The sequence below is a fragment of the Blautia coccoides genome, assembly GCF_034355335.1.
GTDB lineage: Bacteria > Bacillota > Clostridia > Lachnospirales > Lachnospiraceae > Blautia > Blautia producta.
Map to the genome: position 1 here is coordinate 4,502,288 of NZ_CP136422.1, position 15,907 is coordinate 4,518,194.

General features: G+C 38.7%; 11 protein-coding genes. 1 reads left to right on the forward strand and 10 read right to left on the reverse strand.

The annotated features are described in order from the left end of the window. Positions 1–52 precede the first annotated feature (52 nt). Together BLCOC_RS20260 and BLCOC_RS20265 are read right to left on the reverse strand one after the other, a co-directional pair. Positions 53–1,015 carry a glycosyltransferase family 2 protein gene (locus BLCOC_RS20260; RefSeq protein ID WP_115623183.1) on the reverse strand — a complete coding sequence of 321 codons (963 nt, stop codon included), beginning with the start codon at positions 1,013–1,015 and terminating at the stop codon, positions 53–55. Between the two features lie 55 nt (positions 1,016–1,070). Beyond that, a complete protein-coding gene (locus BLCOC_RS20265) occupies positions 1,071–2,897 on the reverse strand; it encodes a glycosyltransferase family 2 protein (RefSeq protein WP_115623184.1) in 1,827 nt (608 codons plus the stop codon). Between the two features lie 150 nt (positions 2,898–3,047). On the opposite strand from BLCOC_RS20265, the gene BLCOC_RS20270 reads away from it, so the two are divergent. Beyond that, positions 3,048–4,004, forward strand: coding sequence for a glycosyltransferase family 2 protein (locus tag BLCOC_RS20270; protein WP_115623185.1), 957 nt, complete (start codon positions 3,048–3,050; stop codon positions 4,002–4,004). Positions 4,005–4,074: 70 nt separating this feature from the next. Here BLCOC_RS20270 and BLCOC_RS20275 read toward each other — a convergent pair whose 3' ends face one another. From BLCOC_RS20275 to rfbC, 8 genes are read right to left on the reverse strand one after another with little or no spacing between them, the layout of a single operon-like run. Beyond that, on the reverse strand, positions 4,075–5,493 hold the full coding sequence (locus tag BLCOC_RS20275) for an ArnT family glycosyltransferase (RefSeq protein ID WP_115623186.1): 1,419 nt from the start codon (positions 5,491–5,493) through the stop codon (positions 4,075–4,077). Positions 5,494–5,542: 49 nt separating this feature from the next. After that, positions 5,543–7,993, reverse strand: a complete 2,451-nt coding sequence (locus tag BLCOC_RS20280; protein WP_115623187.1) for a glycosyltransferase family 2 protein — start codon at positions 7,991–7,993, stop codon at positions 5,543–5,545. Positions 7,994–8,003: 10 nt separating this feature from the next. Then, positions 8,004–9,386, reverse strand: a complete 1,383-nt coding sequence (locus BLCOC_RS20285; RefSeq protein ID WP_115623188.1) for a hypothetical protein — start codon at positions 9,384–9,386, stop codon at positions 8,004–8,006. 13 nt (positions 9,387–9,399) lie between these two features. Beyond that, the gene (locus BLCOC_RS20290) at positions 9,400–10,305 is read right to left on the reverse strand and encodes a class I SAM-dependent methyltransferase (RefSeq protein WP_115623189.1); all 906 of its coding nucleotides are present in this window, start codon (positions 10,303–10,305) and stop codon (positions 9,400–9,402) included. Positions 10,306–10,328: 23 nt separating this feature from the next. Continuing rightward, positions 10,329–13,178 carry a glycosyltransferase family 2 protein gene (locus BLCOC_RS20295; RefSeq protein WP_115623190.1) on the reverse strand — a complete coding sequence of 950 codons (2,850 nt, stop codon included), beginning with the start codon at positions 13,176–13,178 and terminating at the stop codon, positions 10,329–10,331. Beyond that, positions 13,171–14,481, reverse strand: coding sequence for an ABC transporter ATP-binding protein (locus tag BLCOC_RS20300; protein WP_115623191.1), 1,311 nt, complete (start codon positions 14,479–14,481; stop codon positions 13,171–13,173). Before BLCOC_RS20300 ends, BLCOC_RS20295 begins: the two co-directional genes overlap by 8 nt. Before the next feature lie 11 nt (positions 14,482–14,492). Further along, entirely contained in the window at positions 14,493–15,302 is an 810-nt protein-coding gene (locus BLCOC_RS20305) for an ABC transporter permease (RefSeq protein WP_115623192.1), read from the reverse strand. A 13-nt stretch (positions 15,303–15,315) separates the two neighbouring features. Continuing rightward, positions 15,316–15,882 (reverse strand): dTDP-4-dehydrorhamnose 3,5-epimerase, encoded by a 567-nt coding sequence (gene rfbC / locus BLCOC_RS20310; RefSeq protein WP_018598471.1) that lies wholly within the window; start codon positions 15,880–15,882, stop codon positions 15,316–15,318. Positions 15,883–15,907 lie beyond the last annotated feature (25 nt).

The window sequence follows — 15,907 nt, forward strand, 5'->3', positions numbered from 1 at the left end:
ACTATTTTGATTTTGCGACAAGGAAAACCTCTTTCCAGTTTAAACTGTAACTTTATCCTCTTAATCTCCGTATTATATTATACAACAACTCAATTTCTACAATCAGGATTTCTGATACTTTGATAGAAATAAAATTCACCTTCTTATTCCTATTCTTCTTCGATATCTCAAACCCATTTTTAATCCCCGCAATATACTCCCTTCCAAACCCCTTAACAGCAAAAAATACCGTCTTCACTCCGAACCCCACCAAAAGCAGGGGCAAATTCAGCACAATCTGCCAAAACGGCATATTTTTATATATCATATATATATTATTCCTGGAAGAATATCTGATTTTGAAAAGATTATATCTGGAACCGCTGGTACCACTTCCCACATGGTACACACGGGCTGTGGGACAAAACCAGTTTTCATATCCATAGAGTCTGGCTCGGTATCCAATGTCCAAATCTTCCAGATAAGCAAAATGTTCCTCATCAAAATATCCAATTTCGTCTAAAATACTTTTCCGATAGATAGCTGCTCCTGCACAGGAAGCAAATATTTTCTTTCTTTTATTATATTTTTCTTCTGGCTTTCCTTTACCGTCAGCAAACGCCCATCCCAAAGCACAGTAATAATTTCCAGCGTCATCTATCCTGCTTTTATCATGCATCTGCAGCATTTTTGCCTGGCACGAAAAAATATCAGGACTTTTTTTAATGTCCTGAACTAATGCCTGAATAAACCCTTTCTCAACAATGGTATCATTATTCAAAAGCAATATATACTTTGCCTGTGAGGTGCGGATTCCCACATTGACTGCCCCACAAAAACCAGTATTCTCTGCCAAAGCCACAAGCCTGACCTGAGGATAGTTCTGTCTTAGATATTGAACACTGCCATCTTTTGATCCATTATCAACCACCACGATTTCATAAGAAGAGAAATCCTGTATTAACAGCGCATCCAGGCAGTCCTTGAGATATTTCTTTCCATTAAAATTAGGAATTATTACCGATACTTCATACATGTTTTTCAGAAACCTTTCCGACACAGCTTTATAAAAAAGCTGTGTCCTGAGATTTTTATTCGTTTGGCCGCAGAGAATAGTTCCACTTCGTGAGAGAAAGGTTTTTATTATAATAGGGATCCCCCTCTTTTAAAAGTTTTTCCCAACGGCAGCGCATAAACTCTATTTCACTTTGGAATCTGCGCACTTTCTCTTTGTCGTCCTCTGTTCCACGGCTCTTTGATTCATAATGATACAGCTCAACATAAGGGTCATAGACAACCAGATATCCCTTCTGACGTACCCGGAGACAAAAATCCACATCATTAAATGCAACGGTCAGTTTTTCCTCAAATCCTCTGACTTCAAAAAACACCTCACGTTTCACCATCATACAGGCAGCAGTAACCGCACTTAAATCCTGCTGAATGGACGCCTTGTGTAGATAACCGGAACGCTCTCCCGGCATATTTACAAACATATGTCCCGCAATTCCACCTATCCCGATTATTGTGCCTGCATGCTGGATCGTTTTGTCAGGATAATATAGTTTGGCACCTGTAATCCCAGTATCCGGTCTCTGACAGTGTCCGAGCATCTCCTCCATCCAATCCGGAGTGATCACTTCCATGTCATTATTTAAAAACAGAAGATAATCGCCTTTCGCTTTTTTGGCCGCAAAATTATTAATGGCAGAGTAATTGAATGGTTTGTCCCATTTTAAAAGGCGTATCTTCTCTTCTCTGCTCAATTCGCGATAATAAGAAAAAATCTCCTCTGTCTCGCTGTTATTTTCCACTATAAGAATTTCAAAATTTTTATATGTGGATTTGTCAAATATAGAATCCAAACACTTTTTCAAAGCTTCTTTTTCATCTTTATTCGGGATAATGATAGAAATCAAAGGAGCGCCCTGCACCTGATACTTTACCCGGTAAAAACCATAATCCTTTGTATGACTCACTTTTCCGCTTAACCCGCTTCGTTTCAGATTGCCCTCAATGGCACGTTTTCCTGCTTCATAAGCATACATTTTACTGGCCGGATTGTCTGCAGTGGAAGCCTGATGTGTCCGCCAGTGATATAAAATTTCCGGTATGTGATGTATTTTCTCAGCACATTCAACACATCGGAATATAAAATCATAATCCTGAGCGCCGTCGAATTCTCTGCGAAATCCTCCGGTCTGCTTCATAATATCTCGCTTCACCACAAACAAATGGCAGATATAATTATTAGCCCGAAGCAGATCAAGGTTAAAATCCGGCTTCAAATGCGGTTGAAAATGCTCTGACAGGTCTGCTCTCACCTTATCTTCATCTGTATAGATCACATCGATATCCCGTTCTTTTTCCAGTGCCGATGCAATTTCATACAGGGCGTTTGGCGCAAGCAGATCATCATGATCCAGAAGCCCGACATAATCCCCTGTGGCCATAGCAAAAGCCGCATTTGTATTTTCAGCAATCCCCAGATTTTCTTCCAGTTTCTTCCATGTGATCCGACTGTCCAAAGAAGCGTATTCTTTAAGTGTAAATTCCATAGACGCATCCTCCGGACTGGCATTAGCTATGCATAGCTCCCAGTTGGCATATGTCTGCTTTCTTAAAGAATCCATCATTTCCCTCAAAAACTTCTCAGGTGTTTTATAAGCCGGAACGACAACGCTAATCTTAGGATAATAGTTCCATATCCGATTCCGCTGTTTTTCCAGAGTCTCTTCTGTGGGGCGATATGCTTCATACCATGGACCATATGGCACTTCCTCCGGCTCAAATCTCTCGTGCAGACGAATCCAAAACTCCTTCAGCCCGTAATGCTTTAAATAGCGGTACCCTTTCTGTATGGTATACGGGGAAAGTTTCCTAAGTATTCTTCCCCATTCCAGCTTTCCTTTTGCCATGTCTCTTACCTCTGCGTATCACAATCTTTGGGCAGGTTTACCCATCATTCTCTTTATATACTCGTACATTCTACCACATTTTCTGTTTAAAGGGAACCTTGAATGTGCTATACTAAAGAAGATTGAGTATAGATATGAGGAGGTTATATTTTGAAACTTGATAAAAAGCTTTCTTTTGTTATCCCATGCTATTATTCTGAAAAAACAATTTCACTGGTAGTAGAAGACATCTTTCAGGCATTTCCACAGACTGAATATAATTATGAAATCATACTGGTGAACGATGGATCAAAGGATAATACCTTCACGGTAATAAAAGAACTGGCAAAAAAACATCCACAGGTTATATCCATTAACCTTGCTAAGAACTTTGGACAAGATGCAGCACTTATGGCTGGATATACTTACGCCACCGGTGATTATATCATTTCTCTTGATGATGACTGCCAAAATCCACCCGCTGAGGCGCACAAACTGATTGCAAAAATAGAGGAGGGCTATGATGCAGTCTTTGGGAAATATCATATAAAACAACACAGTGCGTTTAAAAACTGGGGAAGCCGCCTAAATGATAAAATGGCGACTCTGTTGTTAAAAAAGCCGAAAGACCTCACTCTGTGCAGCTATTTTATTATGAACTCTTTTGTGAAGGATGAAATGCTGCGATATGAGAGTGCTTTTCCCTATATATGGGGTCTGATACTGCGAACTACGGATCATCTGACCAATGTATTTATTGACCACAAGAAACGTGAGGTTGGCACTACCACATTTACCATTAACAAACTGGTTCTGCTCTGGTTGAATGGTTTCACCTCATTTTCTGTAAAGCCACTTAGAATTGCCAGTTTTTTTGGAGGTTTCTTCGCTTTTCTTGGGTTCCTTCTTACTATTATTATGGTTATACGACAGTTTATCTGTCCGGAGCCTATTATCGGGTGGACGTCTCTCATGTGTGCTCTTTTAATTGTAAGCGGATTGAATATGCTGATGCTGGGACTTCTGGGCGAATATATTGGTAGGATTTTTATCAGTCAGAATAAATCCCCTCAGTTTGTCGTACGACAAATCTGTAGACAAGATCAAAAAACGGAAAACGAGTCATGAATCCTACCGGATCTTTCTATGCAACTTAAAAACTGCGGCTCCCATTTATGAGAACCGCAGTTTTTGTAGTCTACATATAATTCGGCAGAAAAACAATCAGGTACACCCCAACAGCCGATACAATATAACCGGCACATAAAAAGTTTAAAATTGTATTCCTGATTTTTTTGCTTTTAACTATTTTTTCCATTATATTTTGGTACCCTAATGTAATAAAGTACATAAAAGGAATCAGCATGGGCATCAGATATCTTCCCTGCGCCTGAAAATCACTGGAATATGCGTATTTTACCAGCAGAATAAAAGGTACTGTCATAGCAGCCAAAAGACATAAATGGAAATAATTTTTCATATCCCATTTTTTATTTTTTCTGATTGTAATAAACATGGTCCTGCCCGTATGATCTCTATCACATCTAACACTTTTCTGCTGTCCTATAACAAAAAACTGTTTCCTGATATGAAAAAGCACACCTACTATTCCCACTGCAAAAACACTAAAATATACCAAAGTCCACATTTTGGGCATAAAAATATCCAAAAAGCCAAAGGTTCCTACAAAACTGACAGCCACAGTTACCAGCCAGTTAAATTTCCACTCTCCGGGAATCCAAAATAGCATATCCCAAATACTCATTCCCATACTCTGAGGAGTAATTCTGTTAGATGGTTTTAAATCTTCCCGGGCATACATCTGTGCATATTCCGACGAAGTATGCATGCCTAATATATCTCCGTGATACAAAATTCCATTGCGCACAAACCACCACCCCGCACAGACAGCCGCTACAGCGATGATAAGGAACCCCAGTGAAAACATTTTTTTATAATTCCACCTTTTTTCTTCACAGAACAGTATACTTCCAGCAAAGAAAAAAACGCTGCAAAGTATAAATCCATATGCATTATAATAGGAAAGGGCGCACACAGACAATGCCAATGCCAGCTCTATACATAAGCCTTTACTCCAGCTGTTTTTCACCGCTTTAACCCAGCACCATACTACCCAGGCTGTTGAAAATAAGGCAATGGAATCCGTATTTATATAAGAATTTATAAACATGGCTCCCGGAAGAAAACATACTAATACTACAAACAGCCTGGCATATTCTTTCTGAAACAGAGCCTTTCCTATTTTGATTGTTATAGCTGCCGTTGCAGTACCAAACAAAACACTAACTATTCTTGCTGCAATGACAGGCGCCATCTCTGCACTGGTGAATAAAAGTGTTATTTTTCCGAAAACGGCACCTATTATATATGGCAGAATAGGATTAAATGCATACGAAATCCCCCACAATTCATGACGAATCTCAGGATTTCCACCATGGGGCAATGTTCCATGCTTCATGATATATTCCACGATCTGATATTTCATAGCTTCATCCGGTGAAGCATTAAAAGGCTGTACCACAGCCCATAAAAGTAGAAATACAAACACGCCGGTCAGAAACAAAATTTCTACTATCTTTTCTTTTTTATTATTCATTGTTCTCTCTTGTTCCTTAACCTCACATTGATAAGCAGTTTTCCTTACACTAAATTCTTCTAAGAGAAAAATCCTGGCTGTCTAAGGTTAAATTGGGATTATAATAGGGGTCCCCATCTCTGAGGATTTCAGGCCAACGCTCTTCAAAGGTTTTAATCTCCCTGTTAAACCGTGCAACCTTCTCAGGTGTATCCTCCAACCCCCTGGATTTTGACTCATAATGATATAATTCCGCATACGGATTATAAACCACCAGGTACCCGGCTCTCTGCAGCTTCAGACAAAAATCAATATCATTGAACGCAACCTGAAGCTTTTCACTTAATCCACCGGCATCCTCATATGCTTTTCGTTTTACCATCATACATGCAGCGGTAACTGCACTGTAATCCTGTGCACAGATAATTCTATGACAGTAACCGGTAACCCCGCGTTTCTGCTGAACAAAGCAATGACCTGCAATGCCTCCGAATCCTATAACAACACCTGCATGCTGTATAGTATCATCTTCATAATAAAGCCTGGCTCCTACGGCTCCTACATCTTCACGCATGCAATATCCCAGCAGTTCTTCCAAACAGTCTTCGTTTATAATTTCTGTATCATTGTTAAGGAGAAGAAGATATTCGCCATTTGCTTCCCTGATACCAAAATTATTAATTGCAGAGTAATTGAAAACTCCATCCCAATAAACTACCCTTGCCCTTGGATTAGATTTTTCCAATTTTTTGTAGTAAGTAAAGGTCTGATCCTCTGTGCTGTTATTTTCTACTATAATGTATTCAAGATTTTTATAAGTACTTTTCTGTTCAATAGAATCTATGCAGCGTTTTAAGTCATCTATATGATCTTTATTGGGAATGATTATGGATATCAACGGGTCATAATCTCTGATAAACTGTGTTCTGTAAAGTCCCAAAAATTCTCCCTGCTGAATTCGTGCTTTTACACCAATACGTTCATAATGAGCCTGCACTGCCTTTTTTCCGGCTTCAAAAGCATATAATTTACTCTCCGGATTTTCCGCTGTAGAATCCTCATGACACCGCCAGTGATATAAGATGCGGGGGATATGGCAGATATGTTCTCTTCCCGCCTGTTCTGTACATCGAAAAATAAAATCATAATCCTGGGCACCGTCAAACTCACTTCTCAACATTCCCACCATATCAATAATATCCCTTTTAACAACAAACAGGTGGCAAATATAATTCACTGTGCACAACAGATCTATATTAAAATCCGGTTTAAAATGGGGCTGAAAAAACTTATTTCCATCCATCGTCATTTTATCTTCATCCGAATAAATAACCAATGTGTCCCTTTTCTCATTTAATCTTTGTACACATTCATAGAGTGCGTCGGGTGTCAGTTCATCATCATGATCTGCAAATACAATAAACTCTCCGGAAGCAGCCTCTATAGCTGCATTGGTATTTTCAGAGATTTGCAGACAGGATTCATGTGGGATATAGACAATTCTATTATCATTCTCTGCAAACTTATTTACAAATTGTTCTAATTTTGAATCTATTCCACTTCCATCTGATAAACACAGTTCCCAATTGCCATAAGTCTGTGCCTGTATGGATCGGATAAGACTTCCCAGATATTTTTCAGGAGTTTTGAATAAAGGAACGACAATACTAAACTTAGGTTCCCATGAAAATTTCTCTTCCCTCTGCTGTGCAAGTTCCGACTGGGAAGGCAGATGCTTTGGAAGCCATTTTGAATATTCGACCGGACGATTTTTATGGCTTTTTGCCTTTGAAAACACTTTTGCTGAAAATCCCGAAATACCATGCATTCTCAGATAATGGAGCGATTTTTTCAAATAAAGCTTAAATTTCTCCTGCATAATCTCTGAAAACTGTAGAGGCACAGGAAATACTTCTTTTTCCATTCCGCTTTGAAAGATAATCCGATAGGAACTCTGCCCGTCAAAATCTGCCTCCAGATAAAATCCCGCCTTCTCGCCAATATCCGTTTCCGAAAACTGATTCTGAACATCTACTCTGTTCAGCCGTTCCAAACGGCATGGAATCTCTCTCCCTGTTTTATCTTCCAGCCTGATATCAACCATTTGCTTTCCTGCTGCCCAGCCTCTGATCTTACATTTATGAAGTTCTTTATCCGCTGTAACTTCCTCGATATAGAACTGTGGCTTTCCCTGCTTATCCGCCAGTTTCTGGGCTTCAACAGAAAACCATAAAATCTTCATATCTCCCTTTACTGCATGGATCGTCAGCTTTCCTGAATTATTTATTTGTTCTGGAAGCAGAACCACCATCTCAATCCGCTCACCATTTTCAAAATCCAAATCCTGAAACCTTTCCAGGGCACTGACCCTCTCCTGTCTGCTGAGTTTTGCTTCCAACACAGTATTGTCCAATTTCACTTCAGCTTTGTAATCCTTTGGCCAGACACCCTGCAGAATATATTTTTGGCGGTCTGCTATATTAAATCGTTCTTTTTTGACTTCATATATCTCTCGCTGCATAAATACTCCTTTAGTTATCCTGTTCCTTTAGCTTATCCCAGAGATGAATCTGTTCTACTTTCTGCTTCAGCAGGGAACGATATGCCCGGGTATTTTCAATATAATTTAATTTATCTTTATAAAGCTGAAGAAGTTCTTCCAATTCTACAAAGCGTTTTGCGCTCTCGTGAAGTAATTGTCCCTGTTCCTCTATTTTTTCCTTTAATTCTTCTTCTCTCTTTTTACAAAGCTGAAGATAAGGCTCTGCATTTTTCAGTTCTGAGAATAAGATTTCGTATTTTATCCGGATGCATGTCCATTGATCTCCCTCCGATATATTCAGGAGGATTTGAGGATCACTGCTTTTAAATACCAAATCATTCCCTGCACATGTATTTGCATTGTTTTCTGTCTGTTCTATCGTAATTTTTCTTATACCATCAGTGGTATCCGCTTCCATAGAAATCATACGAATCATTACAGACGTGTTAAGCGGGTCGATACGGATTTCTCTGGGCATATGACACGGATCCAAAGTCATTTCCAGCTCGACTTCCCTTTGCCCTTTTAAAACAGGAAACATTCTGCTGTTCTCTTCTGAATATCCCATTCCCCTATCGAGATATACCTGAGCATAAGAAGGCTCTGTTTTCATCTCCTCATCAAAATAATATACTTCCTGTTTATACTGATTTAAGGTTCTGGAGTATGAGTAATCTTTTCCCTCTACATAATTCATAAACCCATCATTCATTTCCGCAAAAAACTTACGCTCTTCTTTACTTATACTAAAATATTCAAACAGCTCATCCTCTGTCATTAATTTATTAAGAGCTGTCTTATGCTTTAGCGCAAAGGCAAAAAGAGCTCTGTATATTGCAAACTTCACCGGCACCGGAAAATCAAAAATCCATTCATAATCCAATATAAATGTATTTTCTCCATTTTCCACTAAATTATCAAATGTCAAATCAATATCTAACTTTTCAACTGCAGCCATCCCGGATGGTATCTCTCTTTCACCAAAGACCGAAACAAATTTTTCTGTTTTTTCAAACGGAACCTGCACGGGATACAAGGTTTCAAAAATGTTTTTATATTTATCCAAAATTTGCTGCAGGCAACCCTGTTCCTTATTCTCCAATGCCTGCAAAATTTGTGTATAATAACTGTCACCCGTAATAAACTCAAAAAATACGGCCTTGTTCTCCATCCTGCAGGGCGTCAGAAGACATATCCCCTGATTCTTAAAATATTGATAGTTTTGAAGCATTTTCTCTATATGTTCTTGCCCTTCCGGAAGGAGAGCTTTTTTACTTATTGTTTTTTTGCCGTCCTCTGTTAAATAAATTGCTGTCTCTATCTGGAATTTTTTATCACGCTCTTTTGTAAATTTGGAATATATCTTTTTCACTTTGGCACTCCTTCTATTCCGCTTCAATCATAAATGAATTGGCAAAAAATTCAAAACTGCCGTCCTTTGCCAATTGCTGGCTGACAGCTGTTTCATCAAACAGTATCCATCTTGTATTATCAAAGCTGTCCTTACCACAAGCAAGTTCCTCCGCTTTTGGAAGATAATCATCTGAAAAAATTTGAACAGGAAATTTGTAATCCGGGAACGGATAATAAAAATCGGTTTTTTTAAATCCAGCCTGGTGTATAATGGACGTTATCTCTTTTTTAGAAAATGTTCTGACACAGCTCTCCGTCTTATGATACCCCTCTATACCGTCAAAAAGCTGCCCTGTATGATCCTCTCTGGCCCCTGCCCAGTATTTCAGGCCAAACTTATTCTCAATGGCAATTAAAATACGGCCGCCCGGTTTCAGCATCTGCTTCAGATTCTGCAGAAATGCGGTAAACGGCTCCTCCGCATCTGTATAATATCCTGCATATTCCAAAACGCCGATCAAGGTAATATAATCAAATTTCTCTTCTAATTTGATATCATTAAAATTTCCTACCATTATCTCCAGATTTTCACAATTTCTGTTTCTGTAAGCATTAATCATAGATCTTCTTTTTGACAATTCAATACAGGTCACTTTACCTGTAAGACGTGACAATACTCCGCTGATCGCACCACATCCAGCTCCTACTTCCAGTACACTGTCTTTTTTTGTAAAAGGATACCACTCTAATATATTCTGCCTCACCGGAGACAGATGATATAATACAGGCCACCTGTTATCCTTTTGTAGTATACGGTCCACATCTTCCTCTTCTTTCACAAGGTTCAGCAGATCATTCTCAATTTCACCATCGCTGTATGCATCTGTTCCCCTGTAAAATTCATAATTCAATTTTACTTTTCCAATCTCCTCTACCATTGAAACTCCCTCCTCCGGCATAATTACAGCATTTCTTTTATCTCTTCAATAAAACTAAATACACTGTCATTTTCGCAGTAATCTTTATTCACAATTCTATTCTCAACAATAATGCGGTAATCGTTGCAGATTTCGTTCAGTTTTTTTGCAATATGGTTGGGACTGATATTATTTAAAGATACTATAAATTGATTAAAATCTTTTAAATCTTTATTTGCAAATGTATTCGTAATGACTTTAATGCCAAAAACTGACATCTCCAATGGCGGATAACTTGGATGCGGTGATGCCATAAGAGATATGCCTGCATAAGATTCCTGCAGAACCTGCGCATATTCATCCAAGGTTAATTTCCCGGCAGAATTTAAATATTTTCCTTTTCCCAGATATACCTTTGGATGCATTTCTCCTGCAGATATAACATTCCACTCTTCTGCATTTTCCTGGATTCCGATCCACTTGCGCAGCGCAGCAACTATTAGCTTAAAAGCATTCCTTTCGGTTCCGGGACGTCCGTATACCAGAATCTGTTTCTTCTTTTTCATACTGGTGTTCGCCGCATACAGTTTCTCTTTCAACACTGTATTTAACACCGGATCAAAAGAAAACTCCTTATAAAATTTATATCCCTGCCAGTGAAAATAATCCTGCAGTAATTTTGTATTAAAGACTGCAATCTGAGGATATGGGTGTTTATAAGTTGCATCTGCCAGAAGATATCTAGTGGACCAGGCATAAAATCCCGGCTCATAATCCTGAATAAAATTAATAAATGGCCTGGGCTTAATTCCATATTTCATTTCATATTCTTCATAGGCTTCCTGTGCGCAGTGTGCAGTCCACCAGCCAGTGAACATAAAATAATCATTTTCAGATACAGGAAGTGTCCACCCGTTCCGTTCACTATACGGAACAATCTGGGCTTTTGCCTGGCTGTCTTCCTCCCATTTGACAAATGTATATTTTTTTTCATATGCCTGTATAGCCTCTGATGAAGGTACTGCATCTACCAAAACTATTCTTTTTTCAAATCCTGTACTCTCCGCCAGCCTCTCAAAAAATTTAAGTGCAGTGGAGATACCGCCAAAAACATGTTCCGGATTAATAGAGGGCAGAAGAATGTTAATTCTTTTGTTCTTGTTCGCAGACGGTCTGAATATATAAGGATTTATCTCCGCTATATGTGTATCTATTTCCTGGCTGTTAAAAACACCTGCCTCGTAATCCCCATGGAGATATTCATCCACTATCTTCTTTTCCACACTTATTTCTTCTGTCTCTGCTTTCATTTTAGGAACACAGCTATACAAATCAAGCTGTTTGTTATAATAGGGATCACCTTCTGCTAAATAAGGAGCATACATCTTCCGAGACATTTCAAAATCCACCTCAGGAATATAGGAATCTCTGGTTTTAGACTCAAAATGATATAGCCTTACATAGGGATCATACACATTCCGATAGCCTTTTTGCTCTGCTCTTATACACAGCTCAACATCACTTCCGCATATTAAAAACTGCTCATCAAAAGGGCCAATCTTTTCAATGGTTTTCTTAGACACTGCCATACATGCACCTGTAACTGCAGTAACATTTCTGGTAACCATAGGAGACACAAAAGGAGAGCCATAATGAACAGGAGGCATTCCCTTATAGACATGATCTCCCCAGCCTCCCATTCCTGCTATTACGCCTGCATGCTGAATGGTATTATCTTCATACAGTAAAAGAGCACCGGCCACACCTATGTTCGGCTGGACGACTTTCTCCACTAACCGGTACATCCATTCACTGCTGCTGATTTCCACATCATTATTCAGGAATATGTAGATGTCTCCATCTGCATGCTTCATTCCAAAATTATTCAGTTTTGACCAATTGAATTCAAATGCAGCTGTTAGCACACGAACATTTGAATTTTTTTCAGTAATATCTTTAAAGTATGCAAAGGTCTCTGCTTCTTCTGAGTTATTATCCAATATGATAATCTCATATTTGTCATACTTGGTAAACCGCAGAATACTCTGTACCGCTTTTTCCAGCAAAGGAGCATTATCCTTTGTAGGAATAATTACAGATACCAGAGGATGGTCCTTCAAACAGTACCTCACATCATAGACAAAATAATTCTCTGTCTCATACGCTTTGGCTGCTTCTTTCCCATAGACACGATCCAAATGCTCCTGTATAGCATTCAATCCCACAACCTGTGCATATGGCTTAGACTCCGGGTTATTTGCCGTTGAGGACGGAATAGCTCTCCAAGAATATAAAATTTTTGGTATATGCACAATATTATCTGTAATTTCCGACATACGGAGCATCAAATCATAATCCTGGCTCCCATTGAATTCTGAACGAAATCCTCCTGTCTTTTCAAAAAGACTCCGTCTGAAGCCAAGCAGATGGCCTATATACATCTGACTGAGCAGTAATTCCGGTGACCAATCCGGTTTGCAGAAAGGATCTCTGTGATTTCCTTCTGCGTCAATAATATCCTGATCACTATATAGAATATCGGCTCCTGTTTTTTTGATAGCAGCAGAAAACTCCAGAAGTGCATCTTCTGCAATTTCATCATCATTATCCATCAAAATCAGATAATCCCCATCTGCAAGAGACGCTGCCGCATTAGTGGCCACTGAAATTCCGCCATTCTCATCAAGAAGCTTTACCTTTATTCTCTTGTCACGGATACCAGTTAAATACTCTCTCACCCTGTGATCCGTAGAACAATCGTCCACAAGACATAATTCCCAGTTTCCATACAACTGATTTACCACAGATTCGATTGCCCTCTGAAGCCAGTGTATTTCCACATTGTAAACAGGAATTAAAACTGAAAATTTAATGTTTTCTTCACTACTATTCATGAACTGCTCCTTTTGCATAGTTTACCCGGGTATCCATATCAAAATAGCCTACTGTCGTCTTATCAGCAATGACCTGAATACAACAAATATCATATAAACGATGGTATACAACGAAATCATCATTTCCCTCAAAACCTGTACATCCCAGCTGCAGCAAATATTGTCCTCCCTGCAGCCTCATCTTCTGGGTAAATGAAATCTCAACCACTTCTCCCTGCGAAAGAGTTCCGGTTTCTGTCTTCTCAATGACTGTATTGGTACCTGTCAGTTCAGTTCCTTTGAGATCCTTGAGGCTGAAAGCAAAAATAGGATTTAAAATCTTTTTATTGAATTTTATCTTCATGCGAAGCGTAAAATCCTGCATTTTATATACTGTATTAGTAATCTTGCCTTCCTCATCAAATATACCAAAGTCTATAATCTCTGCCCTTCCATCTCCATAACTCTGCAGATCCGGATTAATAAGCATATATTTTTTCCATATTTCGCCGTCATGTTCATAGCTTCTCTCCTCTTCCTGCAGTAACTTATGGGTTTCCTCCTTTATTTCTTCTATAACGGTTACATCCTGTCCCACCAGAATCTTTTTATACAGGTCCACCATTTCTTTCGGTTTACCTTCCGCTACTTTTTTCCCTTTGTTTAAAAGAACTACTCTGTCACAATATTTGCTGATGCTTCCCAAATCATGACTCACGAAAAGTATTGTTCGGCCCATTTTTTTAAATTCTTCAAATTTTCTATAGCATTTTGCCTGAAAGAACACATCTCCTACAGATAGTGCCTCATCCACTATAAGAATCTCAGGTTCAATATTAATGGCAACCGCAAAAGCAAGCCTTACAAACATACCACTGGAATACGTCTTCACCGGCTGATGAATAAAATCACCAATATCCGCAAAATTCAGAATATCCTCCAACTTGGCATCAATCTCTTCCCTGGAAAACCCAATCATCGTGCCGTTCAAATAAACATTTTCAAGCCCGGAATATTCCATATTGAACCCGGCGCCTAACTCCAAGAGGGCAGAGATTCTGCCATTTACTGTTACAGAGCCCTGTGTAGGATTCAATACGCCTGTAATGATTTTTAGAATTGTGGATTTCCCGGATCCGTTTGTACCAATGATTCCAACCGTTTCCCCTTTACTTACCTGGAAGGAAACATCATGCAAAGCATAATGTTCTTTATATTTCTTTTTCCTTGACAATCCCAAAGATTCTTTAAGTCTATCCATAGGTTTGTCATATAATTTATACATCTTACTAAGATGTTCCACTGCTATGATATTATCTGACATGCAATTTCTCCTTACAATACATCTGCAAAATGTGGTTTCAGACGTTTAAATATTACAGAACCAAAAACAAATATGATAATTGTTAAAACCCAAAAATAGATGCCCCATTTCCAATGGGCTGTAAGCCATGTATGCCCTAATATAGAGTCTCTGTAGCCGGATACAATATAATACATAGGATTCAGCTTAAACGCTTTCATCAACATAGGATGCCCACTCAGCATATTTAAGTCCCACATGATAGGTGTCATCCACACACCCACCTGAAGAATAATATTGATAATTTGTGTTAAATCTCTGAAAAAAACCACGATAGCACTGGTTGCATACACAAGCGCTAACGCAAATACAAAAGTACAGCCTGTATAATAAACAATCTGCAGAGTATAAAGTGTGGGTGTATACCCGTTCAAGGAACATATGACAAGGGCAAATGCCACAAAAAACACATGCACAAACAATGCAGAAAAGACTTTGACTATGGGAAGTATGCTGATTTTAAAAACCACTTTCTTAACCAGATAATTGTACTCCATCAATGCATTCGTTCCGCCATTCAACGCATCCTGGAAAAAAAACCAAGGAACAATACCCGAAATCAGATAAAGTACAAACGGATATTCTGCCATATCTCCGGCTTTCAAACCTACGGTAAATACAAACCAGTATACCATAATTGTAACAACCGGCTGAATAAACGCCCATACAATTCCGAGATAAGAACCGGCATACTTTGTCTTAAAATCATTTTTAGACAAAGATAAAATCAGGCCTTTATTATGATACAGCTCCAGCGGTAATCCTAATATTTTTTCTTTCATATTCTGCTCCTGTTTATTTGCTTTCTATATACTCTTTTATTCCACTCCATTTGTGGTCTTTATCAGAAATGGTCAATTCTTCTTCTGTCATCCCCTGAGGCAGAGGCCATTCGATCCCTATATCCGGGTCATTCCATTTTAATCCGCCTTCATCATTAGGATGATAGAAATCTGTACATTTATAAGCAAATTCCGCATGTTCGGAAAGAACTACAAAACCATGAGCAAAGTTTTTTGGTATAAAAAACTGTTTTTTATTTTCTGCTGACAAAACCACACCAAACCATTTTCCAAATGTTTTAGAACCCGGACGCATATCAACAGCTACATCAAATACTTCTCCACTCACTACACGCACTAACTTATCCTGTGGATAATGGATCTGAAAATGAAGGCCTCTCAATACTCCCTTTTTAGAGCTGGACTGATTATCCTGAACAAATTCCATATCAATCCCTGCAGCTTTATAATCATTATAATTATATGTCTCCATAAAATATCCGCGCTCATCACCAAAAACTGCTGGAGTAATCACTTTTAAGCCTTCAATTTCACATGTTTCTACTGTAATTTTTCCCATAATTTTATCCTCGCTTTTATTTTTA

Coding starts and splice junctions, on each gene's coding strand:
- BLCOC_RS20265 (WP_115623184.1), bottom strand. CDS start 2,897: ATGGCAAAAGGAAAGCTGGAATGGGGAAGAATACTTAGGAAACTTTCC.
- BLCOC_RS20275 (WP_115623186.1), bottom strand. CDS start 5,493: ATGAATAATAAAAAAGAAAAGATAGTAGAAATTTTGTTTCTGACCGGC.
- rfbC (WP_018598471.1), bottom strand. CDS start 15,882: ATGGGAAAAATTACAGTAGAAACATGTGAAATTGAAGGCTTAAAAGTG.
- BLCOC_RS20305 (WP_115623192.1), bottom strand. CDS start 15,302: ATGAAAGAAAAAATATTAGGATTACCGCTGGAGCTGTATCATAATAAA.
- BLCOC_RS20290 (WP_115623189.1), bottom strand. CDS start 10,305: ATGGTAGAGGAGATTGGAAAAGTAAAATTGAATTATGAATTTTACAGG.
- BLCOC_RS20280 (WP_115623187.1), bottom strand. CDS start 7,993: ATGCAGCGAGAGATATATGAAGTCAAAAAAGAACGATTTAATATAGCA.
- BLCOC_RS20260 (WP_115623183.1), bottom strand. CDS start 1,015: ATGTATGAAGTATCGGTAATAATTCCTAATTTTAATGGAAAGAAATAT.
- BLCOC_RS20300 (WP_115623191.1), bottom strand. CDS start 14,481: ATGTCAGATAATATCATAGCAGTGGAACATCTTAGTAAGATGTATAAA.
- BLCOC_RS20295 (WP_115623190.1), bottom strand. CDS start 13,178: ATGAATAGTAGTGAAGAAAACATTAAATTTTCAGTTTTAATTCCTGTT.